This window comes from Shinella yambaruensis, assembly GCF_022899355.1.
Lineage (GTDB): Bacteria > Pseudomonadota > Alphaproteobacteria > Rhizobiales > Rhizobiaceae > Shinella > Shinella yambaruensis.
The window spans coordinates 414,044-437,193 of the sequence record NZ_JALJCK010000004.1; the positions used below are offsets into that span (position 1 = coordinate 414,044).

28 protein-coding genes are annotated in these 23,150 nt (G+C 63.9%); 21 read left to right on the forward strand and 7 right to left on the reverse strand.

The annotated features are described in order from the left end of the window. Positions 1 to 7: 7 nt before the first annotated feature. From cheT to visN, 4 genes are all read left to right on the forward strand, one after another. Positions 8 to 397: a chemotaxis protein CheT gene (gene cheT / locus MUU56_RS11960; RefSeq protein WP_244767511.1), complete on the forward strand. Its 390-nt coding sequence runs from the start codon at positions 8 to 10 to the stop codon at positions 395 to 397. A 264-nt stretch (positions 398 to 661) separates the two neighbouring features. Then, positions 662 to 2,356: a flagellar basal-body MS-ring/collar protein FliF gene (gene fliF, locus MUU56_RS11965; protein ID WP_244767512.1), complete on the forward strand. Its 1,695-nt coding sequence runs from the start codon at positions 662 to 664 to the stop codon at positions 2,354 to 2,356. Positions 2,357 to 2,429: 73 nt separating this feature from the next. After that, positions 2,430 to 2,615, forward strand: a complete 186-nt coding sequence (locus MUU56_RS11970) for a hypothetical protein (RefSeq protein WP_244767513.1) — start codon at positions 2,430 to 2,432, stop codon at positions 2,613 to 2,615. A gap of 307 nt (positions 2,616 to 2,922) precedes the next feature. After that, complete coding sequence (visN, locus tag MUU56_RS11975) at positions 2,923 to 3,666, forward strand: transcriptional regulator VisN (RefSeq protein WP_244767514.1); 744 nt, start codon at positions 2,923 to 2,925, stop codon at positions 3,664 to 3,666. Here visN and MUU56_RS11980 read toward each other — a convergent pair. Further along, the gene (locus MUU56_RS11980) at positions 3,663 to 3,854 is read right to left on the reverse strand and encodes a hypothetical protein (RefSeq protein ID WP_244767515.1); all 192 of its coding nucleotides are present in this window, start codon (positions 3,852 to 3,854) and stop codon (positions 3,663 to 3,665) included. The genes visN and MUU56_RS11980 overlap by 4 nt on opposite strands. Here MUU56_RS11980 and visR point away from each other — a divergent pair. Next, positions 3,853 to 4,596: a transcriptional regulator VisR gene (gene visR, locus MUU56_RS11985; protein ID WP_244767516.1), complete on the forward strand. Its 744-nt coding sequence runs from the start codon at positions 3,853 to 3,855 to the stop codon at positions 4,594 to 4,596. The two genes, MUU56_RS11980 and visR, sit on opposite strands and share 2 nt — an antisense overlap. Before the next feature lie 149 nt (positions 4,597 to 4,745). Here the strand turns inward: visR and MUU56_RS11990 are convergent, their stop codons facing one another. The 6 genes from MUU56_RS11990 to motA form a co-directional block, all read right to left on the reverse strand. Next, positions 4,746 to 5,189 (reverse strand): hypothetical protein, encoded by a 444-nt coding sequence (locus tag MUU56_RS11990; protein ID WP_244767517.1) that lies wholly within the window; start codon positions 5,187 to 5,189, stop codon positions 4,746 to 4,748. Between the two features lie 5 nt (positions 5,190 to 5,194). Continuing rightward, on the reverse strand, positions 5,195 to 6,328 hold the full coding sequence (gene flhB / locus MUU56_RS11995; RefSeq protein WP_244767518.1) for a flagellar biosynthesis protein FlhB: 1,134 nt from the start codon (positions 6,326 to 6,328) through the stop codon (positions 5,195 to 5,197). A gap of 57 nt (positions 6,329 to 6,385) precedes the next feature. Next, positions 6,386 to 7,426: a flagellar motor switch protein FliG gene (gene fliG / locus MUU56_RS12000; protein WP_244767519.1), complete on the reverse strand. Its 1,041-nt coding sequence runs from the start codon at positions 7,424 to 7,426 to the stop codon at positions 6,386 to 6,388. Between the two features lie 29 nt (positions 7,427 to 7,455). Further along, positions 7,456 to 8,034 carry a flagellar motor switch protein FliN gene (fliN, locus tag MUU56_RS12005; protein WP_244767520.1) on the reverse strand — a complete coding sequence of 193 codons (579 nt, stop codon included), beginning with the start codon at positions 8,032 to 8,034 and terminating at the stop codon, positions 7,456 to 7,458. Between the two features lie 62 nt (positions 8,035 to 8,096). Continuing rightward, on the reverse strand, positions 8,097 to 9,044 hold the full coding sequence (locus tag MUU56_RS12010; RefSeq protein WP_398430150.1) for a FliM/FliN family flagellar motor switch protein: 948 nt from the start codon (positions 9,042 to 9,044) through the stop codon (positions 8,097 to 8,099). A 3-nt stretch (positions 9,045 to 9,047) separates the two neighbouring features. After that, the gene (gene motA, locus MUU56_RS12015) at positions 9,048 to 9,920 is read right to left on the reverse strand and encodes a flagellar motor stator protein MotA (protein WP_244767521.1); all 873 of its coding nucleotides are present in this window, start codon (positions 9,918 to 9,920) and stop codon (positions 9,048 to 9,050) included. A gap of 172 nt (positions 9,921 to 10,092) precedes the next feature. Here motA and MUU56_RS12020 point away from each other — a divergent pair, with 172 nt between their 5' ends. The 16 genes from MUU56_RS12020 (at position 10,093) to MUU56_RS12095 (ending at position 23,099) form a co-directional block, all read left to right on the forward strand. After that, the gene (locus MUU56_RS12020; RefSeq protein ID WP_244767522.1) at positions 10,093 to 10,872 is read left to right on the forward strand and encodes a DUF1217 domain-containing protein; all 780 of its coding nucleotides are present in this window, start codon (positions 10,093 to 10,095) and stop codon (positions 10,870 to 10,872) included. Between the two features lies 1 nt (position 10,873). Next, positions 10,874 to 11,599 (forward strand): flagellar basal-body rod protein FlgF, encoded by a 726-nt coding sequence (gene flgF / locus MUU56_RS12025; RefSeq protein ID WP_244767523.1) that lies wholly within the window; start codon positions 10,874 to 10,876, stop codon positions 11,597 to 11,599. 69 nt (positions 11,600 to 11,668) lie between these two features. Next, positions 11,669 to 13,012, forward strand: coding sequence for a flagellar protein export ATPase FliI (fliI, locus tag MUU56_RS12030; RefSeq protein ID WP_398430410.1), 1,344 nt, complete (start codon positions 11,669 to 11,671; stop codon positions 13,010 to 13,012). Further along, positions 13,009 to 13,575, forward strand: coding sequence for a flagellar protein (locus MUU56_RS12035; RefSeq protein WP_244767525.1), 567 nt, complete (start codon positions 13,009 to 13,011; stop codon positions 13,573 to 13,575). The genes fliI and MUU56_RS12035 overlap by 4 nt, the downstream gene beginning before the upstream one ends. A gap of 315 nt (positions 13,576 to 13,890) precedes the next feature. Then, positions 13,891 to 14,274 (forward strand): flagellar basal body rod protein FlgB, encoded by a 384-nt coding sequence (flgB, locus tag MUU56_RS12040; protein WP_244767526.1) that lies wholly within the window; start codon positions 13,891 to 13,893, stop codon positions 14,272 to 14,274. Positions 14,275 to 14,277: 3 nt separating this feature from the next. Beyond that, positions 14,278 to 14,697: a flagellar basal body rod protein FlgC gene (flgC, locus tag MUU56_RS12045; RefSeq protein WP_244767527.1), complete on the forward strand. Its 420-nt coding sequence runs from the start codon at positions 14,278 to 14,280 to the stop codon at positions 14,695 to 14,697. Further along, positions 14,694 to 15,032 carry a flagellar hook-basal body complex protein FliE gene (gene fliE / locus MUU56_RS12050; RefSeq protein WP_244767528.1) on the forward strand — a complete coding sequence of 113 codons (339 nt, stop codon included), beginning with the start codon at positions 14,694 to 14,696 and terminating at the stop codon, positions 15,030 to 15,032. The genes flgC and fliE overlap by 4 nt, the downstream gene beginning before the upstream one ends. Before the next feature lie 9 nt (positions 15,033 to 15,041). Beyond that, positions 15,042 to 15,824, forward strand: coding sequence for a flagellar basal-body rod protein FlgG (gene flgG, locus MUU56_RS12055; protein WP_244767529.1), 783 nt, complete (start codon positions 15,042 to 15,044; stop codon positions 15,822 to 15,824). A 19-nt stretch (positions 15,825 to 15,843) separates the two neighbouring features. After that, complete coding sequence (flgA, locus tag MUU56_RS12060) at positions 15,844 to 16,353, forward strand: flagellar basal body P-ring formation chaperone FlgA (RefSeq protein ID WP_244767530.1); 510 nt, start codon at positions 15,844 to 15,846, stop codon at positions 16,351 to 16,353. Next, complete coding sequence (locus tag MUU56_RS12065; RefSeq protein WP_244767633.1) at positions 16,353 to 17,465, forward strand: flagellar basal body P-ring protein FlgI; 1,113 nt, start codon at positions 16,353 to 16,355, stop codon at positions 17,463 to 17,465. The genes flgA and MUU56_RS12065 overlap by 1 nt, the downstream gene beginning before the upstream one ends. After that, positions 17,462 to 18,010, forward strand: a complete 549-nt coding sequence (locus MUU56_RS12070) for a MotE family protein (protein WP_244767531.1) — start codon at positions 17,462 to 17,464, stop codon at positions 18,008 to 18,010. The genes MUU56_RS12065 and MUU56_RS12070 overlap by 4 nt, the downstream gene beginning before the upstream one ends. Beyond that, complete coding sequence (flgH, locus tag MUU56_RS12075; protein ID WP_244767532.1) at positions 18,007 to 18,717, forward strand: flagellar basal body L-ring protein FlgH; 711 nt, start codon at positions 18,007 to 18,009, stop codon at positions 18,715 to 18,717. Before MUU56_RS12070 ends, flgH begins: the two co-directional genes overlap by 4 nt. Before the next feature lie 29 nt (positions 18,718 to 18,746). Further along, positions 18,747 to 19,250 carry a flagellar basal body-associated FliL family protein gene (locus MUU56_RS12080; protein ID WP_244767533.1) on the forward strand — a complete coding sequence of 168 codons (504 nt, stop codon included), beginning with the start codon at positions 18,747 to 18,749 and terminating at the stop codon, positions 19,248 to 19,250. Continuing rightward, entirely contained in the window at positions 19,247 to 19,993 is a 747-nt protein-coding gene (gene fliP / locus MUU56_RS12085; RefSeq protein WP_244767534.1) for a flagellar type III secretion system pore protein FliP, read from the forward strand. Before MUU56_RS12080 ends, fliP begins: the two co-directional genes overlap by 4 nt. A gap of 392 nt (positions 19,994 to 20,385) precedes the next feature. Continuing rightward, positions 20,386 to 21,573 carry a flagellin N-terminal helical domain-containing protein gene (locus MUU56_RS12090; protein ID WP_244767535.1) on the forward strand — a complete coding sequence of 396 codons (1,188 nt, stop codon included), beginning with the start codon at positions 20,386 to 20,388 and terminating at the stop codon, positions 21,571 to 21,573. A gap of 329 nt (positions 21,574 to 21,902) precedes the next feature. Beyond that, a complete protein-coding gene (locus MUU56_RS12095) occupies positions 21,903 to 23,099 on the forward strand; it encodes a flagellin N-terminal helical domain-containing protein (RefSeq protein ID WP_244767536.1) in 1,197 nt (398 codons plus the stop codon). Positions 23,100 to 23,150 lie beyond the last annotated feature (51 nt).

Sequence of the window (23,150 nt, forward strand, 5' to 3'; positions counted from 1 at the left end):
GTAACCCATGCAAGCCGAGTATCTGAGTGCAGCCACTGCCATGGAGGAAGCCCTTCCGGATGTCCTGATGCGGATCGTGTCCGAACTGCACGATGTCGCCTATCTGATCGAGCGGATCGAACCGCAGCTTGCCGGCGTTCACGGCGATGCCGTGCTGGATGCCGCCGAGCGCATGATGGTGCTCCAGGGCATCGATCTTGCCGTGCAGAAGACGCGAGGGCTCGCCGAGTTCATCGACACCATCACCGCAAGCATTCCCGACAACTGGATCGTCGATGTCACGACGGCGCTCAATCTGGTGAAACTCGCGGACATGCAGAAGGCGCTGGGCAACGGGATGCGCCATGGCCACTCCCAGCCGCTCGGCAAGGCAGCGGGCGATTTCGAGGCCTTTTAGGAAATTCCAAGTGTAATCAACCTGTTCGGCGGCGCCTTCCCGGCGCCGTCTTTCGTTGCTGCATTTGCCGCGCGCGCGGCAACGAAATGCTCGCGCAAGTTTCACGGTCTAGTCTCCAGCCCGGATCAGTCAGATCCGCGTATTCCATGGGGCAGGTCGGCGCGTGCGGAAATGTGCCGGTCCCGTTCCACGAGATTGAAAATGCGTCTGATCGCGCCGGCATGGTAGGCCGGAGTCCAGGCGACTAGTCCGTACGGGAACAGAATGAATCTGTTGGAACAGTTGACGAAAGTCTACAAGAACCTGGCTTCGCTGGGGCAGGCGAAACTCGCGATGCTGGCCGGCGCCGCCGTCGTTTCGATCGGTCTCGTGCTTGCCGCAGGGATCATGGTCAACAAACCCGCTTACGAGACGCTCTATGTCGGTCTGGAGAAGACCGACGTGAACCAGATCAGCCTGGCGCTCGCCGAGGCCAGCATCGATTTCAACACCGGCACGGACGGATCGAGCATCGAGGTCCCGGTCGGCCAGACCGGCAAGGCGCGGCTCTATCTCGCCGAGCGCGGCCTGCCGAGCAGTGCGAATTCGGGCTACGAACTTTTCGACAAGGTCGGTTCGCTCGGCCTTACCTCCTTCATGCAGGAGGTGACGCGCGTCCGGGCGCTCGAGGGCGAGATCGCCCGCACCATCCAGCAGATCAGCGGCATCGCTGCCGCCCGCGTGCATATCGTCATGCCGGAACGTGGCAATTTCCGCAAAGCCGAACAGGTGCCGACCGCTTCCGTCATGATTCGCGCGAGCGCGCAGGCCGGCCGTGAATCGGCCGCCGCGATCCGCCACCTCGTCGCCGCCTCCGTTCCCGGCCTCGAGGTCGATGGCGTCACGATCCTCGATTCCGCCGGCCAGCTGCTTGCTTCCGGCGATGATGCCGAGAACGGCGCGATCAACCGCTCGCTGACGGCCGTGCAGACCGTCCAGGGCGAAGTGGAGCGCAATATCGAAAAGGCGCTCGCACCCTTCCTCGGCATGGAGAATTTCCGCGCCAGCGTCACCGCCGCGCTCAACATGGATACCCAGCAGATCCAGGAGACTGTCTACGATCCGGAGTCGCGCGTCGAGCGCTCGATCCGCGTGACGCGCGAAAGCCAGAAGTCGCAGCAGCAGGCCGACAACAAGGCGGCGACCGTCGAGCAGAACATCCCGCAGGGCGGCCCGGAAGGCCAGGCCAACGGGCCGCAGTCGAGCGACGAGGCCGACAAGAAGGAAGAGCAGACCAACTACGAGATCAACAGCAAGACCGTCGCCACCATGCGCAACAGCTACACGGTGGAGAAGCTGTCGGTCGCCGTCGTGGTCAACCGCGCCCGCGTGGCGGCCATGGTCGGCGAGCCGGCGGACCAGGCAAAGGTCGACGCCTATATCGCCGAGATGCAGAAGATCGTCTCGTCCGCCGCCGGCCTCAACAGCGAGCGCGGCGACGTCGCCACCATCACCGCGATGGAATTCCTCGATCACCAGCTTCTCGACGAGGCGGTGGCAGGGCCGGGCGTGATGGAGGTGCTGACGCGCAATCTCGGCGGCATCATCAATGCCCTCGCCTTCCTCGGCGTCGCCTTCGTGGTGGTCTGGTTCGGCCTTCGCCCGGCGGTTCGCTCGGTCACCGGCGGCGGCGCCTCTGCCAATGCGCTCGAAAGCGACATGGCAGGCCTCGAACTGCCCGACTTCTCGCCTGCAGCCGGCGTCGGCGGCCCCGGTGCCACCCTCATGGACGGCTTCGGCGCGGATTTCGGCTTCGACAGCACGGACGACCTGCTCAATGCGGGCGACGATGGCGAGGGTGGCTTCAACCGCCGCGTCAAGGAAGGCCCGGAACGTCGCCTTGGCCGCATGGTCGAGATCAGCGAGGAACGCGCTGCGAAGATCCTGCGCAAATGGTCGGCCGAAAAGGAAGCCGCCTGACCGCGCAACACCCGGAGAAAGTCAGCGACGCGGCCGGAACCGGCCGCGTTTTCGTTTGCGCGGAAAAAATGCGATGTCCGTTTTTGACTTCTGCCTGTCGCTTTTCGGCAACGCTCGTTCGGCCGGTTTGCAGCAATTTCGTCGTATTCGCATCCCGGCTGCCGGTGTGCGCGTTCACGGGCCCGTGATCGGTGAAAAAATTTTATCGCCGCTGCGGTTGAGTGAAGCCGCCAAGGTCCACAATTTTTCCACGAATTAGCGGCGTCTTTTGCGGCCGTACCGACCTCAAGTCGGCAATAATTCATGGTTAACAATGGCTTAACCTGTTGTTTCGCGCCGGCGGGCGACAAGCAAATCACCGTGCACAGGCCGACTCACAGAAGCCGGCAAAAGTAAATCCCGAGAAGATGGCGGTGGTTTTTAGCGATAGCCGATGTACACTTTAGCTACTGATTCGCTTGGTGATTCTTGCCGATGCGGCCTGACCGGGAAGGGTTCGGACGGTTCCGAACGCTTGGCGGGAAGGAGGCATGGACCGCCGTTCGGAATCGGAACAGGGGGCTATCATGGAAACGATCCGGTCGGATGTCGCGGCCTGGGAATCCTATGGATTCTCCGCCGAGGCGGGTGAGCGTAAGAGTGCGCGTGAACTTCTGGTTCAACACCTGGGACGCTGTGCGGATCGCGCCGGCCTCTCCAGCGGCCTGAGGGCGCTGACCGATTATGTCAGCGCCTCCCATTATCTCCTCGTCCGCCACGACGTCTCGCCCGAAGCGGGGATGGAAACCGTCGTCGCCTCGGATTGGCCCTTCGACATGGTGCGCAGCATCGCCGGCGCCGTCGTTGCCAGCCAGTCCCGGATGAGCGAGATCGACAAGTGCCTTGGCCTGCTGAAGCCCTGCTTCAATCATCTCGACGACGGCATCCCCATGCCGAAGGGCGTCAGCCGCGAATATTGCGTCATTGCCTTCCATGTCGGCCGGGTGCGCATGTCGCTGCTGCTGCTCTTCCCGGAGCACTTCATCCTCTCGCAGAGCAAGTTGCGGGACGTGGGCGTCATGACCGGTTATTTCGCCAGCGTCTGCTGCCAGGGCGCGATCCTGCGGCAGGACCGGGAAATGGACCTGACAGAGCGCGAGATCGAGTGCCTCTACTGGATCGCCGAAGGAAAGACGAGCGACGAAATCGCCGTCATCCTCGGCATCTCGCGCAACACGATCAACAACTACATCACCAGCGTGATGCGCAAGACCGCGACGAAGACGCGGTCGGAGGCGATCGCCTGGGCCGTGCGCAACAGCCTCGTCTAGAGCAATTCCAGTAAAAGCGCGTAGCGGTTTTGCGTAAAAACAAACAGATAGAGCATTGCCCGTCGAAGCGGCGCTGCTTCGGCATCGGACAATGCGGCAGAAACACCATGCCGGAGCAATTGCAGCAAAGTGCTTGAGCGGTCGAGCGTCCGGAACGGCGCAAGACGAACAGACAGGAGAACTGCCATGGACATCCAGCTCTCAGCCCCTGCCGCCCTGGAGACGGAAATCCGGCTCGCGCGGCCGCCGAAAGCAGCACGGGCGTCCGATTTCGTGTCCCGCCTGCAGGTGATGCAGACGGTCATCGGCGCCGAGCACTTCGCGGTGCTGCGCCTCAGCGGGCACGGCCTGCCGGCAGCCCGCAAGCTGACGCTTTCGCTGCACAACTGGGCGCAGGACGTCGACGGCAATGCCCGCGCCTTGCTCGAAGCCTACGGCGCCGCCATGCTGACCCACCTCGAGGCGTCCATGCTGCCGCTGATCTGGGAGGGGGCGGGCGACAACCAGTTCGCCGAATCGGGGGCCGAACCCTTCACGATGCGCCTTCCCGCGCGGCTGCTGCCCTGGTCGGGCATCGCCTTTCCCATCCGCCTCGGCGCGCACGGCAATGGGTATGTCGTCTTCACCGGCAGCTTCATCGCCCCGTCCAGCGATCTCATCGTCGACATGCACATGAAGGGCTGCCAGGTGCTCATCGACATGCTGGCCGGCGAGGAACGCAAGCTGGCGCCCTCCGAAGCGCTCAGCGAGCGTGAGATCGCCTGCCTCCAGATGGCCGGCGACGGTTGCATCTCCGAGGTGATCGCCGAGCAGATGGGGCTTTCCGTCCACACCGTGAACGCCTATCTCGGCACGGCCACGACGAAGCTCGACGCGGTCAACCGCATCCAGGCGATCGCCAAGGCCATCCGGCTCGGGTACATTACCTGACAAGGGCGTAAGATGAGGCGGCCGGAGCCGCCAATGAAATTTCCACTCCCCCCACCCTCTGCGTCATCCTCGCTCAAGGCCGAGGATGACGCAGAGGGTGGGGGAGGGCGTTTTCGCAATTCGAGGAAAAGCGGAAATATTCTGAACGCTCAATGCGCGTGCTGCGATTCCGGTCCGGACTTCACATACTTCGCTTCCGCAAGGCTCCTGCGCAGGAAATCCGTGTTGTCGTCGGGATCGGCGGACGGATTGTTGAAGGCGACGTGCGTGACTTCGACACCCGCCTTGTCCTTCTGTAGCAGGAGCTTCGCATAGACCGTCACGCCCTGCGGACGCAACTCCATGTCGAGCGTCACTTCCGGTTCCGTGTCCCAGTCGAGACGGTAGTCGCCGCCGGCGCCGAAATTGACCGTGCCGGGCAGGAAGTAGAGTTCGGCCGCCGAGGAGACCAGGTCGGCGAGGTTGCCGTAGCACTCGAAACGCAACAACGAGACGAGATCGGCGGCATCGAGCAGACGAAGCTCAGTGGCGACCGGGCAGATTGCTTCTGCAACAATCTTCTCGCGCTCGGCGGAGTAGGTGCATTTTCTCATCGGATCTAGTTTACCCGTCTGGTCTGGGGCGAGGCTGCGTAAACCCGGTGAATCAGCTCCGCCACGGCTTTGTAGAACACCGGCGGGATGACACTATCCACCGAGACTTGCGCAAACATTGAGCGGGCGAGCGGCGGGTCCTCGAAAACGGGTATGCCATTGTCCTCGGCGATCTCGCGGATTTTCAGCGCGACGAGGTCCTGCCCCTTGGCGACGACGACCGGCGCATCGCCCTCCTCGCGCACATAGCGCAGCGCGACGGCGAAGTGGGTCGGATTGGCGATGACCAGCGTTGCGCGCGGAACGGCCGTCATCATGCGGCGGCGGGCGCGGTCGCGCTGGATCGAGCGCATGCGGGCCTTCACGATCGGGTCGCCCTGCGCCTGCTTCATCTCCTCCTTCACCTCCTGCTTCGTCATCATCAGCTCGGAGAACCAGTGATGGCGCGTCCAGGCAAAGTCGATGCCGGCGATCAGCGCCGTGGCGAAGAGGATGATCAGGAGGACCTTGTTGACGTCCGAGCTCATCATGTAGATGAGCGCCGCCGGCTCGGAGAACATCGTGTCGAGCGAGGCGAAGTAGTCGCCGCGCATAGCGAATGCCACGACCAGCGACACGATGAGGATCTTGATAAGCGACTTGCCGAACTCGACGAGGCCCTGCTTGCCGAAGAGGCGCCCGAGGCCCTTAATCGGGTTGAGGCGGGAGATCTGCGGGCGCACCCGCTCCATCACCGGGCTCGGCAGGTTCTGCAGGACCGAGGAGGCGACGCCGAAGAGCATCATCATGGCGAGGATCGGCAGGAGCAGCGCGCCGGCCTCCCAGCCGAGATGGCGGAAGATGGCGATGACGTCGGTGCCGGACTTGAGGTTCCAGGCCTCCGGCTGCTCGAAGAAATCGCGCAGCGTCTCGTTCATGCGGGAAACGCCCCCCGGCATGAAGAAGACGAGGAAGAGATAGATCGCGAGCGTCGAGGCGAAGATGGTGATTTCGCGCGAGAAGGGGGTGTTGCCCTTCTCCATCGCATCGTGGATCTTCTTCTCGGTCGGAAGTTCTGTCTTGCTGTCCTTGTCGTCGTCCGACACGTCGCGCTCCCCGGCGGCCAGCGCCAGCCAAAAACAAACGGCCCGAACCCCCATTCCGGAGATTCGGGCCGCAGATACGCTCCGCCTGTGGCGTTACCGTGTCAAGCTGGATCAGGCCGCCGCGCGTTCCTCGGCCTTCTCCTTCAACTGGATTTGCCCGGCCGCGGCCAGGCGGATGGCCTCCTGCGTGATCGAGCGGCGGGCGATCGCCACTTCGCGCGGATTGACGCCCTGGTCGCCGGCCGCAAGGTCGGATTCGATCATGCGGCGCTGGCGTGCGCCGATCGACGAGAGAACCGATTCGCGCAGCTCCATCGAGGCGCCGCGCAGCGCCGCCGTGATGATGTCGCCCGAGACATCGTTGAACAGCGACACGCGGCTTCTCTGCGGCATGTAGAGCACGTCCTCGAAGAGGAAGATCTTCGGGCGGACCTTCTTGGCCGATTCGGTGGAGACCGTTTCGAGCGAGGCGAGCATCTCGTCGACCTGCGACTTCTCCAGTTCGTTCATGAGGTCGGCGACCTTGTTGGAGCCGATCGAATTGCGCTCGGCATCCAGCGCGTTGATCATCTCGATGACGCGTGCCTCGACGATCGCGGTCGCCTTCGGGCTCGCATCCTTCAGGTTGACGGTACGGTTGATGATGTCGGCGCGGTGGTCGTCCGGGATCTCCAGCAGCACCTTGGCGCCGAAGGCCGACGGCATCATGGAGAGGATATAGGCGATGGTCTGCGGGTGCTCGTTGAGCAGGAACCTTGCCACGAAGACCGGGTCGGCGTCCTGCAGACGGTCCCAGATCGTCGTCTCGTAGGCCTGGAAGGCGGCGCGGCGGCCGAGCAGGCCGTCCACCTCGTCCGGCGTCAGGCCCTCTTCGAGAATGCCTTCCATCATCTTGGCGTTGTCCATCAGGCCCGCGCCCTCGGTGAAGAGGTCCTCGAACTCGTTGACGAGCTCGATCAGTTCATGCGGCGGGATGGCGCGCAGGTTCTGCGCGGCGGCGATGATCGCCTGGAGCTCGCTCTGGGTGAAATACTTCAAGAGCTTGCCGGCAACGCCCTTGCCCATGGCAAGGAGCACGGCTGCCGCCTTCTCGACCTGCGTCAGCGGCGCGCCGACCGCCGTGGAGGTACCGAAATTTTCGAAATCCATCATGGATCATCCCCCTGAGACCTCAACCGGTATCAGACTTTGCGTGTACTCTTCACTTCGATGAGCTTGACCCCGAAGCGGGTGTCGTCGTTTTCAAGGACGGTGATTTCGCCGCGGCCGATGACGCGGCCGTTGACCATGACCTCGACGGGCTCGCCGATGCGGCGGTCGAGCGCGATCGTTGCGCCCTCGGAAAGGTTCATGAGGCTGGAGACCTGCATCTGCGAGGAGCCCAGGACGATCTGCAGATCGATCGGGATGTCCATGATGAGGTCGAGGTTGGACTGGAGCGCGCTGCCGGGCCGCGGGGCTTCGCCGAGTTCGGCGCTGAAGTCGCTGCCGCCGCTGAAGTCGCCGCCGCCGAAATCGGACCCGCCGAAGCCGGCGCCGGCGCCGAAATCCGTCGTGGCCGCGCCGCCGCCGAAATCCGAGCCGCCGAAGGCGGCAAGCGGGTCATTGTCGACGGTCGCCGGCAGGTCGGCGCCGAAGCTGCCGGAGGAATCCTTCTGAAGAACGCCGCGCAGGTCATCGATCGCCTGCTCCAGTTCCTGGTCGCCCGCATTGAGGGAAGACGTCATGTCGTCAGCGATGGGTGTTTTCTTCGGTGCCATAAGACCACTATTCCATTCGAAACTTGCCCGAGGCGTGCCGCCAGGCAGGCATCATGCCTAAACTATCCTATGAGGTGCTGGAGGATGTCCTCCTCCGAACCGTACGTATCCTTGACGCGAACCGTGTAGCGGGCACCCGAGCGGCCGAACTCGCAGACATAGAGGTTGCGGCCGTTCGCGTTCACCTCCACGCGCACGTCCCCCGCTTCGTTGAAGGGAATGATGTCGCCGGCCTGCAGGCGGCTGATCGTGTCGAGCGTCTGCGCCTCCAGGCGGATGCGCGCCTCGAGGGACACCTTGGAGCGGCGGACCTGCTCGCCGAGCTGCTCGCTCCACTCGACGCGGGTCTTCGGCGCGTTGGCGGGTTTCGGCGTGGTGATGGTCGACTTCAGGAGAACGGCCTGCGGCACGATGACGTGGAAGGTGGAGAGCACCGGGCCTATGCCGACGGCCATGTTGACCATGGCGACGAAGGTCTCGTCCGAGCCGTCCTCGGTCGCCTTGCGGGTTTCCGCATTGTGCGCCGGGCCAAGCAGCGGCTCGAAGCCGTTGGCGCCCATGACGGCGGTCTTCAGCACGCCGGAGATCCGGTCGAACATCATGGCGGCAAGGTCGAGCTCGATCTTGGAGAGCGGGCGCGGCTCCGGATCGTCGATCGCATCGCTGACGGCGCCGAGCATGTTCTCGACGAGCGTGATGATCATCGGGCTGTCGCAGATCAGCGTGAAGCGGTCGCACCAGTCGCGCAGCGACGCATCGCAGCAGGCCATGGCGCCGCCGAGGCCTTCGACCAGCGGGCCGTATCTGCCGGTCGAGAAGCCTGCATAGGAGACCGCGACCTCGAAGCCGAGTTCGCTTTCCAGCATGTCCGGCAGGAATTCGGCGAAGACGTCGCCAAGGCTGGCGCAGAGCCTGGAGATCGTCGCCTGGTCGCCGAGCCGGCCGGTGAGGCGGGCGAGCACGATCGGGTCCATGGCGGAAGGGGCTTCGGTCACGCGGGCTTCCTTCATCTCTTAGGCCGCCTTCGAACCGCCGCCGGGATTCATCATCTCCTGCTCCACCGCGTCGATGGAGGGGCGTTCGTAGGAGGAGATGGTCTTGCGGCCGTATTCCAGCGCCACCTGCGGCACGGAGCCGTTCATGTAGGCGAGCAGCGTCTGCTTGACGATGATGTAGAGACGGTTCTGCTTCTCGCGCACGACCTTGATGTTGGTGGTGATGGGCGTGACGATCGAATAGGACAGGAACACGCCGAGGAGCGTGCCGACGAGGGCGGCGGCGATCTTGCCGCCGAGGATTTCCGGGCTCTCGTTGATCGCGCCCATGGCCTTGATGACCCCGAGAACGGCCGCGACGATGCCGATGGCCGGGAAGGCGTCGCCCATCGTGTTGAGCGCGTTGTAGGGCTTCATCTTGTCGCGCGTGATCGTCTGGATCTCCTCGTCCATCAGCGCCTCGATCTCGTGGCTGCGGGCATTGCCGATGATGATGAGACGGACATAGTCGCAGATGAAGGCGGTCAGCTCCTTGTTGGCGAGCACCGTCGGGGCGGACTGGAAGATCGCGGATTCGGCCGGGTTGTCGATATGCGCCTCGATCTCGTTGCGCGATTTCGTGCGCAGATCCCGCATCAGGCTGTAGAGCACGCCCAGCGTATCGAGATAGTGGCGCTCCTTCGGAACCTTGTGCTTGAAGGCCTCGCCCAGCGCCTTGCCGGTCTCCTTGATTACCTTCATCGTGTTGGCGACAATGAAGCCGCCGATGCCGGCGCCGCCGATGATCAGCAGCTCGAAGGGCTGGTTCAGCACCTCCAGATGCCCGCCCATGGCCATGTAGCCGCCAAGGACGCAGCCGAAGGTAACGATTAGACCGATAACGATGTTCATGAGCGCAGGTGTCCCGACACAATTCTGACCGCTCCGGGAATACGGTTCCAGCCTTGCGTGAAGCTGTACCTAACGGCAGGTTCATCGATCAGGTTCGCGCAAGCAAAAGCCGCGAGGATCATGGTTCAAAACGGGCATTCATGCCCTCCCGAACCTTGATCGGCGGCCCATCGTGACGACCACCTATACGAGCTACAAGCTGATTACCGCGGACCTCCAGACGTCGCTGAAGCGCGTTTCGGAACAGCCGGACGTCAAGCGCGAGACGGAATACTACCTCGCCAGGATCGGCAGCGTGAAATCGATCGACGACTTCTTCGCCGACAGCAGGCTCTACAACTACGCGATGAAGGCGCACGGCCTGGAGGACATGGCCTATGCCAAGGCCTTCATGCGCAAGGTGCTGACCGAGGGCGTGGACGACAAGGCGGCCTTCGCCAACCAGCTTTCCGATACGCGCTACAAGGAACTGGCGGAATCGCTGAACTTCGCCAGGCACGGCGAGGTCGCCACCACCTTCGAGCGCGCCCAGAAGGGCGTCGTCGACAAATATACCCGCCAGACGCTGGAGGTCAGTGCCGGCGAGGACAATACCGGCGTGCGCCTCGCGCTCTATTTCGAGCGCATGGCGCCCTCCATCACCTCGGGCTATTCGATCATCGCCGACGACGCGCTGGCGCAGGTCGTGCGCACCGCGCTGCAGCTTCCCGCGGAGTTTGCCGCCACCGATATCGACCGGCAGGCGGAATTCTACGCGGACGTGCTCAACCTCGACGACTTCAAGGATACCTCGAAGGTCGGCAAGTTCCTCGAGCGCTTCACCTCCATGTGGGAGCTGGAGAACCCGTCCGGCAGCTACGATCCGATGACCGTCTTCCAGCCGTCGAGCCTCACCGGCATTTCGACGGACCTGCTCATTTCCATCAACAATCTGAAACTCGGAGGTCGCTGACATGCAGACCGGGCTTTATGTATCGCTTTCGTCCCAGCTTGCGCTCGACCGCCGCCTGACGACGCTGGCCGACAACGTCGCGAATTCGACGACCGTCGGCTTCCGCGCCGCGGAGGTGAAATTCAACCAGGTGGTCAGCGACCAGAAGGTCGCCGACGTCGCCTTCGTGTCGCCGGGCAACGAGTTCCTGTCCACCCGCAGCGGCGGCATGACCGAGACCGGCGGCACGCTCGATTTCGCCATCAAGGGCGACGCCTGGTTCCAGGTGGAGACGCCGTCCGGCCCGACGCTGACGCGTGACGGCCGCTTCACGGTGACCGATGCCGGCGAGCTGGTCTCCCTCAACGGCTACCCCGTGCTCGATGCCGGCGGCGGGCCGATCCAGCTCGATCTCGCCAACGGGCCGATCCTGCTCAGCGCCGACGGACAGCTCAACCAGAACGGCCAGCCCGTCGCCGCGCTCGGCCTGTTCCAGGCCGATCTGTCCGGCGGCTTCATGCGCGCCGGCAACAGCGGCATCATCACCAATGTCCCGCCGGAGCCGGTCGTCGACCGCGTCGATGCGGGCGTGGTGCAGGGCTACATCGAGGAATCCAACGTCAACGCCATCAGCGAGATGACGCAGCTGATCCAGGTCACGCGCGCCTTCGAGAGCGTCGCTTCGCTGATGCGCGACAGCGAGGAGTCGCTGAAGGAAGCCATCCGCACCTTCGGCGGAAACCGGTAAGCGCCCATGACCTCGGCACAGGGCGGCATGGGCAACGAAACGGGCAGGGCCGGCGGCAAGCTGCGCGCGATGGCAGGCCTCGTCAAACGCTATTCCTCGCCGGAGTTCTCCGTGGCGCATGGCGGCCATGTCCAGACCATCGCGGCCGGGAACTATACGGTGAGCGGCCTGTCGCGCCATGTGCGGCTCGGCGAGTTCGTCGCGCACCGCAGCCCGACCGGCATCCACCTCGGCGAGGTCGTCCGCGTCGAGCCGGACACCGTCGTCGTCTGCCCGATCGAGCCGGGCGAGCCGATCGGCATCCACGACGTGGTCATCCGCAAGGGCGCCTTCCGCGTGGCGCCGACATCGGCCTGGTGCGGCCGCACGATCAACGCGCTCGGTGAACCGATCGACGGGCGCGGCCCGCTCGTGCAGGGCGGCGTGCGCCGCTCGATCTCCAATTCCGCCCCGCCCTCGATGACGCGCAAGCGTGTCGAGACGGGCTTTTCCACCGGCGTGCGCGCGGTCGATATCTTCGCGCCGCTCTGCCTTGGCCAGCGCCTCGGCATCTTCGCCGGTTCGGGCGTCGGCAAGTCGACGCTGCTCTCCATGCTGGCGCGGGCCGATGCGTTCGACAAGGTGGTGATCGCGCTCGTCGGCGAGCGCGGCCGTGAAGTGCGTGAATTCATCGAGGATACGCTCGGCGACAACCTCGCAAAGTCGGTCGCCGTCGTCGCGACCAGCGACGAAAGCCCGATGCTGCGCAAGATGGCGCCGCTGACCGCCGTGACGATCGCCGAGCACTACCGCGACCAGGGCGACAACGTGCTGCTGATCATCGACAGCGTGACGCGTTTTGCCCATGCCATCCGCGAGGTGGCGACCGCCTCCGGCGAGCCGCCGATCGCCCGCGGCTATCCGGCCTCCGTCTTCACCGAGCTGCCGCGTCTCCTGGAGCGCGCGGGGCCGGGCGCCGAAGGGGCAGGCACGATCACGGCGATCATCTCGATCCTCGTCGACGGCGACAACCACAACGACCCGATCGCCGACTCGACGCGCGGCATCCTCGACGGTCATATCGTGCTGGAGCGCAGCCTCGCCGAAGAGGGGCGGTATCCGCCGATCAACCCGCTTGCCTCCATCTCGCGCCTTGCCCGCAAGGCCTGGACGCCGGATCAGGAGCGGCTGGTGGCGCGGCTGAAGGCCCTCATCCACCGCTTCGAGGAAACACGGGACCTGCGCCTCATCGGCGGCTATCGCCCGGGTGCCGATCCCGACCTCGACATGGCGATCAAGCAGGTGCCGATCATCTATGAGGTTCTGAAACAGACGCCGGGCGAACCGCCCGCCGGCGATGCATTCTCCGATCTTGCCATGGCGCTGAAGAACGCGGCCGGGCAGGGCGGTGCGCCGGCAACGAGAAGGGGATGACAGTGACGGATTTCGATGCGGACCAGGCCATTCAGCCGATGAAGCGCTCGAACAGCGGGCGTTATTCGACGGGCGACAAGCTGCTGGTGGGCACGGGCGTGCTGCTCGCCGCCATGGCCGCCTTCTTCCCGTGGTATGTCTTCCTGAACCCGGAAAAGTTCTCCGTGCCGGCGCTGTGGGAAGGCACGACCCGCGACCTGCCGGAAACGGCGGCCAAGGACGTGATGAGCGTTTCGCCCGCCGCCATGGTGGACGACGACAACGATCCGGGGCTCGAAAGCCTCGACCCCGTTTCGACCGCCACCGCGCCCAGCGTCGGCGAGAAGGAGAAGTCGCTCGGCGCGCCCGTCGAAACCGGCCTCGACCAGCCGCTGCCGGCCTCGTCCGGCTTCCGGCTGATGCATGTGGCCAACGGCCGGGCGCTGATCGAGGATGCCACCGGCATGTATATCGTGCGTGTCGGCTCGATCCTGCCGGACAACAGCCGCCTTGCGACCCTCGAGCAGCGCGACGGCGCCTGGGTCATCGTCACCTCGAACGGCGACATCATCAAGCGTAACTGATCGGGGCAAGACCCCAAAGGCATGGCGCTCGCTTGTGGCGTGCCCCTCACCCTAACCCTCTCCCCGCAGGCGGGGAGAGGGGACCTGCCTCACGAAACCGTATTGGCCGGGGCAGCCGGCGCGGCATATCCCTTCTCCCCGCTTGCGGGGAGAAGGTGGCCGACAGGCCGGATAAGGGGCCAGTCCCCGTGCCCTGCCAAAGCCGCCGATACTTATTCCTTCACGAATTCAGCCGGTTGCAAACAAACCGCCGCGCAGCAAGTCTGACGCAAGATTGGCTCCGTAGGTTCGCCGTGAACAAGGATGGAGCTTGTCATGCAACCGATACAACTGTTTGAACTGGCCTCGAAACAAGCCGAATGGCTATCCGTCCGCCAGAGTGTGGTTGCAGGCAACATCGCCAACGCGAACACCCCCGGATTCAGGGCGAAGGACGTCACCCCCTTTCAGGCGGTGCTCGAAACGACGGGCATCCGCATGGCGGCGACGCAGCCGGGCCATCTCACCGATGGCGGCGAAATGGCGAGCCGCGTCGTCGAGACCAAACCCACCGACGGGATCGGCGTGCAGGAGTCCGGCAACACGGTCGGCCTTGCCGAGGAACTCATGAAGGAGGGCCAGGTCAAGCGTGAGTTCGAGTTGAATGCCGGCCTCGTCAAGGCCTTTCATCGCATGATGCTGATGACAGTCAGAAGGTAAGAAATGGATCCGCTCATTGCTTCAATGAAAGTCGCGGCCTCGGGTCTGGAAGCACAGTCCACCCGTATCCGCATCGTTTCGGAAAACCTGGCGAACGCCCGCTCGACAGGCGACACCCCCGGCGCCGATCCTTTCCGCCGCAAGACCGTGACCTTCGCGGCTGAGCTTGACCGGGTGAGCGGCGCGTCGCTCGTCGAGGTCGAGCGCCTCGGCTTCGACGAAGGCGAGTTCGCGACGGAATACGACCCCGGCAACCCGGCGGCGAATGCCGACGGCATCGTCAAGATGCCGAATGTCAACATGCTGGTGGAAATGGCCGACATGCGGGAAGCCAACCGCTCCTATGAAGCCAACCTGCAGAGCATCAAGCAGTCGCGCGACCTGATCAGCGCGACCATCGATCTCCTGAGGGCCTCGCAATGATCGAAAGCGTAAAGGGCGTCAATTCGCTCTTCTCCACCAACGCCCTCTCGGGCGTCACCACCGAGACGTCCAATTCGGTGTCCGCCTCCGCTGCGGCCGTGCAGGGCACGGGAACCCAGATGAGCTTCGCCCAGGTGATGGGCGACGTGGCGACGGACATGGTGGACAGGCTGAAGCTCAGCGAGACCAAGTCCTTCGAAGCCATCCAGGGCAAGGCGACGACCCGCGAAGTGGTCGACGCCGTCATGAGCGCCGAGCAGACGCTGCAGACCGCCATCGCCATCCGCGACAAGATCGTCACCGCCTATCTCGAAGTCGCAAGAATGCAGATCTGAGGACCGGACATGAAAGCCCTTGCCATCGCCGCCACCGGCATGAACGCGCAGCAGACCAACCTTGAAGTCATCGCGAACAACATCGCGAACATCAACACGACCGGCTTCAAGCGCGCCCGCGCCGAATTCTCGGACCTGCTCTACCAGACCGAGCGCGCCGCCGGCGTGCCGAACCGCGCCAACCAGGCCGTCGTGCCGGAGGGGGCCATCATCGGCCTCGGCGTGAAGACGGCCGCCATCCGCAACCTGCATCTCCAGGGCGGCCTGACGAGCACCGGCAACTCCTTCGACCTCGCGCTCATCGGCCGCGGCTGGTTCCAGATCGAGGCGGCGGATGGCTCCACGCTCTACACCCGAGCCGGCGCCTTCAACACGAATGCCGAAGGCCAGCTCGTGACGCTCGACGGCTACACTGTCGTGCCGGGCATCAACGTGCCGCAGGATGCGACGGAGATCACGGTCAGCAAGTCCGGCCAGGTCTATGCGACCGTCGGCGGCCAGCAGCAGGAACTCGGCCAGATCACGCTGGCGAACTTCGTCAACGAGGCGGGCCTCGAGCCGCTCGGCGAAAACCTCTTCCGCGAGACCGCGGCCTCGGGCCCGGCCAATGTCGGCGCGCCGGACGAGGCGGGCTTCGCCTATATCCAGCAGAACTACCTCGAAGCGTCGAACGTCGATCCGGTCAAGGAAATCACCGACCTGATCTCCGCCCAGCGCGCCTATGAGATGAACTCCAAGATCATCCAGGCGGCGGACGAAATGGCGGCCGTGGTCAGCAAGAACCTGAGATAGAAACCAACATGCGGGGAACATGATGTTTCGCCTGAAAGCAGCACTTCGGAATGGAAAGACCCTGTCAGCCCGGTGGCGCGCGGCCCTCGTCGCGCCTGCCGCGCTTGCCGGTCTTCTCGTGGCCGACGCGGCTCTGGCCGATATGCGCACCGCCGTCGTGCCCAAGCGCATCATCTATCCCGGCGAGGAGATCCAGGCGGGGCAGCTCGAAGTGGTCGAGGTGACCAACCCGAACATCGTCAAGGGATTTGCCGAAAGCATTTCCGACGTCAGCGGGCTCGTCACCAAGCGCACCCTGCTGCCCGGCCGCGTCATCCTCGTCTCGGCCCTGCGCGAGCCCTTCCTCGTGAACCGTGGTTCCACCGTGCAGATGGTCTTCGACAACGGTTCGCTCGTCATCCGCGCCAGCGGCACGCCTCTGCAGGATGCCGCCGTCGGCGAACTCATCCGGATCCGCAACAAGGACACGGGCGTGATCGTCTCCGGCACGGTCATGGCCGACGGAACCGTGCATGTGGTGGCGAAATGATGCGTGACTTCCTCTCCCGCGCCCTTGCCGTTCTCGCCTGCCTCGTGCTGGCGGCCGGACCGGCGCTGCCGGCGGCCCGCATCAAGGACGTCGCCTCGCTGCAGGCCGGCCGCGACAACCAGCTGATCGGATACGGCCTCGTCGTCGGCCTCCAGGGCACGGGCGACAGCATGCGTTCCTCGCCCTTCACCGAGCAGTCCATGCGGGCGATGCTGCAGAATCTCGGCATCTCCATGGTGGGCACGCAGACGCGCGCCAAGAACATCGCGGCCGTGCTCGTCACCGCCAACCTGCCGCCCTTCGCCAGTCCCGGCAGTCGCATCGACGTGACCGTCGGTTCGCTCGGCGATGCCTCGTCGCTACGCGGCGGCACGCTCGTCATGACCTCGCTCTCGGGCGCCGACGGCCAGATCTACGCGGTCGCGCAGGGCTCGATCGTCGTCACCGGCGTCAGCGCCGGCGGCGAGGCGGCGACCGTGCAGCAGGGCATCACCACCGCCGGCCGCGTGCCGAACGGCGCCATCATCGAGCGGGAATTGCCCTCGCGCTTCAAGGATTCCTCCGACCTGGTGCTGCAACTGCGCAATCCCGACTTTTCCACCTCCGTCGGCATGGCGGACGCGATCAACCGCTACGCGTCCGCGCAGTACGGCGGGGCGATCGCCGAATCGCGCGATTCGCAGTCGGTCTACATCGCCAAGCCGAAAACGGCCGACCTCGCCCGCCTGATGGCCGATATCGAGAACCTCGTCATCGAGACCGATGCGCCCGCGCGCGTCGTCGTCAACGAGCGCACGGGGACGATCGTCATCGGTCAGGACGTGCGCATCTCGCCCGTCGCCGTCAGCTACGGAACGCTGACCGTGCAGATCAACGAAATGCCCAAGGTCATACAGCCCGAACCGTTCTCCAAGGGCGTGACGGCGGTCGAGCCGAACACGGACATCCTCGTCCAGCAAGATGGCGGCACGGTCGCCCTGCTCGACGGATCGAGCCTGCGCTCGCTGGTCACCGGTCTCAACAGCATCGGCGTCAAGCCGGATGGCATCATCTCCATCCTGCAGAGCATCAAGACCGCAGGCGCCCTCCAGGCAGAACTGGTGCTGCAATGACGACAGTCACGACCCTCATCGCCGTCAGGACGCTGGCGCGCAAGCTCGCGCTGCCGATCGCCGGCTTCGTGCTGATGGCCATTCCCGGCGCCTTCGCCGAGGAACGCCCGGTCATCATGACGACCAAGGCGACCGCCGACGAGATCCGCGAATTCTGCACCAATATCGCGGACGCGGCGCGCGACCAGCGCTATCTCCTCCAGAAACAGGAACTGGAAAGCCTCCAGAAGGATATCGACGCACGCATCAAGACGCTGGAGACCCGCCGCGCCGAATACGAGGACTGGCTCAACCGCCGCAACAACTTCCTCAAGACGGCCGAGGCGGGGCTCGTCGAGATCTATCGCAAGATGAAGCCCGATGCGGCGGCCGCGCAGCTTGCCGAGATCAACCCGGAGATCGCCTCGGCGATCGTCATGAAGCTGCCGCCGCGCCAGTCGAGCACGATCCTGGCGGAAATGCCGGCCGACAAGGCCGCGCTGCTCACGCGGCTCATCGCCATCGTGGGCGATCCGAATACGTCAAAGTCAAAGGACCCGTCATGAAGAAGACCGCCTCCGCACTCGCCGTCGCGCTGGCGCTTTCGGGCTGCACGAGCCAGGCCATCAACGAGATCGGCCGCGCGCCTGCGATGAGCCCGATCGGCAGCGGCCTCAACTATGCGGAAACGCCGCAGATGGCGATGTATCCCAAGCAGCCGCGCACGGCGGTTGCCGGCTATTCGATCTGGAGCGACCAGCAGTCGGCGCTCTTCAAGGATTCGCGCGCCTTCAAGGTCGGCGATATCCTGACGGTCAACATCCGCGTCAACGACCGGGCGAGCTTCGACAACAAGACCGACCGCTCGCGCACCAACAAGAGCGGCATGAATTTCGGCTTCGGCGGCTCGGGCAACAATTTCAAGGTCGATACGGAAGCCGACCTCAACTACGGCTCCTCGACCAGCACCAAGGGCGACGGCTCGACGGAGCGTTCCGAGCGGCTGAACCTGCTCGTCGCCGCCGTGGTGACGGGCGTCATCGAGAACGGCAACCTCCTGATCAGCGGTTCGCAGGAAGTGCGCGTCAACCACGAGCTTCGCATCCTCAACGTCGCCGGCATCGTGCGCCCGCAGGATGTCGACGCCGACAACCAGATCGCCTATGAGCGCATCGCGGAGGCGCGCATCTCCTATGGCGGCCGCGGCCGCCTGACCGAGGTGCAGCAGCCGCCATGGGGCCAGCAGGCGGTGGACCTGCTCTCGCCGATCTGACGCAGCCCTGACAATACAGGAAGACGAACATGGCGGACGAAGAAGAGGTCGTCGAGAAGAAGAAGCCCACGCTGGTCATCACCATCGCGGCCATTGCCGGGCTGACGCTGCTGGCGGCCGGCGGCGGCTGGTTCCTGGGCAACATGCTCGCCCCGCCGCCCGCCGAAAAGCCGGCGGAAGAGGTGGTGAAGGCGGAGGGCGGCACGGAAGGCGAGGCGGCCGAGGTCGTGCCGCATATCTCCACCGAGGCGAATGGCGTCGTGCTGCTCGATCCGATCACCAGCAACCTTGCCTATCCTTCGGACAACCGTGTCCGTCTCGAAGTCGCGCTGATGTTCAAAGGCGTGCCGGACGTCAAGCTCGCCGAGGAGATCCACCAGGACATCCTCGCCTATATGCGCACGGTCTCGCTCCAGCAGGTGCAGGGCCCGCGCGGGTTCCAATATCTCCGGGAAGACCTGCAGGAGCGGGTTGACCTCAGGTCCGAAGGGCGCGTAACCAACGTCATGTTCCGGACCTTTGTGATCGAATGATTCGAGCCTTTCTGACCTTCATCGCCATGATGGCGATGACCGGCATGGCCTATGCCCAGCAGCAGTTGCAGCTGCCGGGGGATTTGCTCAATGCCCAGGTCGACGGGTCGGTCGCCTCCTGGATCATCCGCACCTTCGGGCTGCTCACCGTGCTGTCGGTGGCGCCCGGCATCCTCATCATGGTGACGAGCTTTCCGCGCTTCGTCATCGCCTTCTCGATCCTTCGTTCCGGCATGGGCCTCGCCACGACGCCGTCGAACATGATCCTCGTCTCGCTCGCCCTCTTCATGACCTTCTACGTCATGGCGCCCACCTTCGACCGGGCCTGGCAGAACGGCGTCGAGCCGCTGATCGCCAACCAGATCGACGAGACGGAAGCGGCCAGACGCATCGCCGAGCCGTTCCGCGAGTTCATGGTGGCCAATACCCGGGACAAGGACCTCGAACTCTTCATCTCGCTGGCGGAAGAGCGCGGCCAGACGGTCGTGCAGAACAACGTCGCGGACCTGCGCGTCGTCATCCCGGCCTTCATGATCTCGGAAATCCGCCGCGGCTTCGAGATCGGCTTCCTCGTCGTCCTTCCCTTCCTCGTCATCGACATGATCGTCGCCACCATCACCATGGCCATGGGCATGATGATGCTGCCGCCGACCTCGATCTCGCTGCCCTTCAAGATCCTGTTCTTCGTGCTCATCGACGGCTGGAACCTGCTCGTCGGCAGCCTGGTGCGCTCCTTCAGCTAGAGCAATTCCAGCAAAAGTGCGCAGCGGTCTTGCGTCCGGAATTGCGTAAAAACAAATACCTGGAGCGTTTTCGCGATTGAAGAAAAGCGGAAACGCTCCAGGTATTGCGGCAGCAGCGCGACGCGGCCATTCCGGCATTGCTCAAGAGCTCCGGATTTTCTCAACCGTGAAATTTTACCGGCGGTTAACCATACTTCGCGATCGCTCGAAGGCACTTTGCCCATTTAAGGAGTTGGCAAGGATTGGCTGCGAGTTTTGCTCAGACACGACGGGTTTGGTATCCCTTCAGATCCCTGGAGAAACCGAGTTGGCATGATGCCGAACCGCCGTAACCGGTAAGTTCCCAGTCCGGTATGTCCCCCACCAGTATTATGTTCAAAGGGACAACGATAATGACGAGCATTCTCACCAACGCAGCCGCCATGTCTGCTCTCCAGACGCTGCGCTCCATCAACAACGGCATGGAAGATACGCAGGCGCGCGTTTCCTCGGGTCTGCGCGTCGGCAACGCGTCTGACAACGCCGCCTACTGGTCGATTGCGACCACGATGCGTTCCGACAACATGGCGCTCTCCGCCGTCCAGGACGCTCTCGGCCTCGGCGCCGCCAAGGTCGACACGGCCTATTCCGGCATGGACTCCGCCATCGAAGTCGTCAAGGAGATCAAGGCCAAGCTGGTCACCGCAACCGAAGACGGCGTCGACAAGGCGAAGGTCCAGGAAGAAATCAAGCAGCTTCAGGATCAGCTGAGAGGGATCGGCGACGCGGCCTCCTTCTCGGGTGAAAACTGGCTGAAGGCCGACATCACCACCGCCCAGGTCAAGAACGTCGTCGGCTCCTTCGTGCGCGACGACAGCGGCAATGTCTCTGTCAAGAAGATCGACTACACCCTCGACACCAACACGGTTCTGTTCGACACCGGCGGCGACACGGGCATCCTCGATCAGACCCGGGACATCAGCGGCCCCTCCGTCACGCTGAACATCAACGTCGGCGGCGTCACCACTGCGGAAACCGTAAAGGCGTTCACGACGGATGACATCATCGCGTCGGGTGCTGGCGCCTCCGCCTTCGATGGCAACTATGCCAACGACGGTGCAGCGAGCTACGTCAAGGTCGCGGACAACACCTGGGTTCTGGCGGTCGACCAGTCGACGGTTCCCGATCAGGAAGTTGCCTACACGGACTCGAGCAGCGCCCTGTGGGCGGTCGATATCGCTGGCGGCGCTGCCGCTCTGGCGGCCACTGCGGTCCAGCAGTCGGTCGACAATCTCGACATCACGACGATCACGACGGATGCACAGCTCAGCAATCTCATCCAGATGGTCGACGATGCACTGACGACCATGACCAGTGCTGCCGCCTCGCTCGGTTCGATCTCTTCGCGCATCGACCTGCAGTCCGAGTTCGTCTCCAAGCTCACCGAATCAATCGACAAGGGCGTCGGTCGCCTGGTCGATGCGGACATGAACGAGGAATCGACCCGCCTGAAGGCACTGCAGACCCAGCAGCAGCTCGCCATCCAGTCGCTGTCGATCGCCAACTCGGCTTCGCAGAACGTCCTGTCGCTGTTCCGTTAATACGGGATCCCGGGAACAAGGGCGGGCGGTGGCTGACCGCACGCCTGACCCAACTGAGCCGCGTTTCCGAAAGGGGCGCGGCTTTAGTTTTTTCTTAACCTTGCTGCGTTACGCGCGCACGCGCGAGGGTTGTGATATTGCACGGCCGGTGCAGCGATTTTTCCGCCGCTTAGCAGTTCGTTAACCATGATCACGTTAGCTAAAGCCATCGAAGCGGCGGGCTGACTTCCTGGGGAAGATGGAGCTTGGCAGGCATGACGCCGACCGTTGTTTCCCCGGTGTGACCGGAATGTCCCTTCTCTTTCAGCCAATCAAGGGGCACCCAATTAATGACGAGCATTCTCACCAACGTCGCGGCCATGTCCGCGCTCCAGACCCTGCGCTCCATCGGCTCCAATATGGAAGAAACGCAGGGACGCGTCTCCTCCGGCATGCGCGTCGGCACTGCCTCTGACAACGCTGCCTACTGGTCGATCGCCACCACGATGCGTTCCGACAACATGGCGCTTTCCGCCGTTCAGGACGCCCTCGGCCTCGGCGCCGCCAAGGTCGACACCGCCTATGCCGGCATGGAGTCCGCCATCGAAGTCGTCAAGGAAATCAAGGCCAAGCTCGTTGCCGCGACTGAAGACGGCGTCGACAAGGCGAAGATCCAGGAAGAAATCGACCAGCTCCAGGACCAGCTTGTCAGCATTTCCCAGGCGGCTTCCTTCTCGGGCGAAAACTGGCTTCAGACAGACCTGACGGCCGCTTCCGGTTCCGAAATGAAGAGCATCGTGGGTTCCTTCGTGCGCGACGAAGCGGGCAACGTTTCGGTCAAGAAGGTCGACTACGAGCTCAGCACCTCCACGGTTCTGTTCGACACCGGCGGCGATACGGGCATCCTCGATCAGGTCAGGGACATCAGCGGTCCTTCCGCCACCTTGAACATCAATGTCGGCGGTGTCACCTCTCCGGTAACCGTCAAGTCGTTCACGACGGATGACATCATCGCGTCGGGTCTCGGCGCATCCACCTTCGATGGCAGCTATGCCAACGACGGTACGGACAACTACGTCAAGGTTGCGGACAATACCTGGGTTCTGGCGGTCGACCAGTCGACGGTCCCCGATCAGGAAGTTGTCTACACGGACTCGAGCGCCGGCCTGTGGGCGGTCGACATCCCCGGCGGTCAGGCCGCTCTGGCGGCGACTGCGGTCGAACAGTCTGTCGACAATCTCGATATCACGGCAATCACGACGGCCGAACAGCTCGGCAATCTCATCCAGATGGTCGACGATGCCTTGACGATGATGACCAGCGCGGCTGCCGACCTTGGTTCGATTACCATGCGCATCGACCTGCAGGGAGATTTCGTCAAGAAGCTGACGGAATCCATCGACAAGGGCGTCGGCCGCCTGGTCGATGCCGACATGAACGAAGAATCGACCCGCCTGAAGGCATTGCAGACCCAGCAGCAGCTCGCCATCCAGTCGCTGTCGATCGCCAACTCGGCTTCGGAAAGCATCCTCACGCTCTTCCGTTGATCGGAAGACGGCCGGATCTTTCAAGGTTCTCGGAAGGCCCCGGTTTACCGG

Excerpts from the sequence above, each read along its gene's own strand:
- cheT (WP_244767511.1), top strand. The coding sequence starts at position 8 with ATGCAAGCCGAGTATCTGAGTGCAGCCACTGCCATGGAGGAAGCCCTT.
- fliF (WP_244767512.1), top strand. The coding sequence starts at position 662 with ATGAATCTGTTGGAACAGTTGACGAAAGTCTACAAGAACCTGGCTTCG.
- MUU56_RS11970 (WP_244767513.1), top strand. The coding sequence starts at position 2,430 with ATGTCCGTTTTTGACTTCTGCCTGTCGCTTTTCGGCAACGCTCGTTCG.
- visN (WP_244767514.1), top strand. The coding sequence starts at position 2,923 with ATGGAAACGATCCGGTCGGATGTCGCGGCCTGGGAATCCTATGGATTC.
- visR (WP_244767516.1), top strand. The coding sequence starts at position 3,853 with ATGGACATCCAGCTCTCAGCCCCTGCCGCCCTGGAGACGGAAATCCGG.
- MUU56_RS11980 (WP_244767515.1), bottom strand. The coding sequence starts at position 3,854 with ATGGCAGTTCTCCTGTCTGTTCGTCTTGCGCCGTTCCGGACGCTCGAC.
- MUU56_RS11990 (WP_244767517.1), bottom strand. The coding sequence starts at position 5,189 with ATGAGAAAATGCACCTACTCCGCCGAGCGCGAGAAGATTGTTGCAGAA.
- flhB (WP_244767518.1), bottom strand. The coding sequence starts at position 6,328 with ATGGGGGTTCGGGCCGTTTGTTTTTGGCTGGCGCTGGCCGCCGGGGAG.
- fliG (WP_244767519.1), bottom strand. The coding sequence starts at position 7,426 with ATGATGGATTTCGAAAATTTCGGTACCTCCACGGCGGTCGGCGCGCCG.
- fliN (WP_244767520.1), bottom strand. The coding sequence starts at position 8,034 with ATGGCACCGAAGAAAACACCCATCGCTGACGACATGACGTCTTCCCTC.
- MUU56_RS12010 (WP_398430150.1), bottom strand. The coding sequence starts at position 9,044 with ATGAAGGAAGCCCGCGTGACCGAAGCCCCTTCCGCCATGGACCCGATC.
- motA (WP_244767521.1), bottom strand. The coding sequence starts at position 9,920 with ATGAACATCGTTATCGGTCTAATCGTTACCTTCGGCTGCGTCCTTGGC.
- flgF (WP_244767523.1), top strand. The coding sequence starts at position 10,874 with ATGCAGACCGGGCTTTATGTATCGCTTTCGTCCCAGCTTGCGCTCGAC.
- fliI (WP_398430410.1), top strand. The coding sequence starts at position 11,669 with ATGGCAGGCCTCGTCAAACGCTATTCCTCGCCGGAGTTCTCCGTGGCG.
- MUU56_RS12035 (WP_244767525.1), top strand. The coding sequence starts at position 13,009 with ATGACAGTGACGGATTTCGATGCGGACCAGGCCATTCAGCCGATGAAG.
- flgB (WP_244767526.1), top strand. The coding sequence starts at position 13,891 with ATGCAACCGATACAACTGTTTGAACTGGCCTCGAAACAAGCCGAATGG.
- flgC (WP_244767527.1), top strand. The coding sequence starts at position 14,278 with ATGGATCCGCTCATTGCTTCAATGAAAGTCGCGGCCTCGGGTCTGGAA.
- fliE (WP_244767528.1), top strand. The coding sequence starts at position 14,694 with ATGATCGAAAGCGTAAAGGGCGTCAATTCGCTCTTCTCCACCAACGCC.
- flgG (WP_244767529.1), top strand. The coding sequence starts at position 15,042 with ATGAAAGCCCTTGCCATCGCCGCCACCGGCATGAACGCGCAGCAGACC.
- flgA (WP_244767530.1), top strand. The coding sequence starts at position 15,844 with ATGATGTTTCGCCTGAAAGCAGCACTTCGGAATGGAAAGACCCTGTCA.
- MUU56_RS12065 (WP_244767633.1), top strand. The coding sequence starts at position 16,353 with ATGCGTGACTTCCTCTCCCGCGCCCTTGCCGTTCTCGCCTGCCTCGTG.
- MUU56_RS12070 (WP_244767531.1), top strand. The coding sequence starts at position 17,462 with ATGACGACAGTCACGACCCTCATCGCCGTCAGGACGCTGGCGCGCAAG.
- flgH (WP_244767532.1), top strand. The coding sequence starts at position 18,007 with ATGAAGAAGACCGCCTCCGCACTCGCCGTCGCGCTGGCGCTTTCGGGC.
- MUU56_RS12080 (WP_244767533.1), top strand. The coding sequence starts at position 18,747 with ATGGCGGACGAAGAAGAGGTCGTCGAGAAGAAGAAGCCCACGCTGGTC.
- fliP (WP_244767534.1), top strand. The coding sequence starts at position 19,247 with ATGATTCGAGCCTTTCTGACCTTCATCGCCATGATGGCGATGACCGGC.
- MUU56_RS12090 (WP_244767535.1), top strand. The coding sequence starts at position 20,386 with ATGACGAGCATTCTCACCAACGCAGCCGCCATGTCTGCTCTCCAGACG.
- MUU56_RS12095 (WP_244767536.1), top strand. The coding sequence starts at position 21,903 with ATGACGAGCATTCTCACCAACGTCGCGGCCATGTCCGCGCTCCAGACC.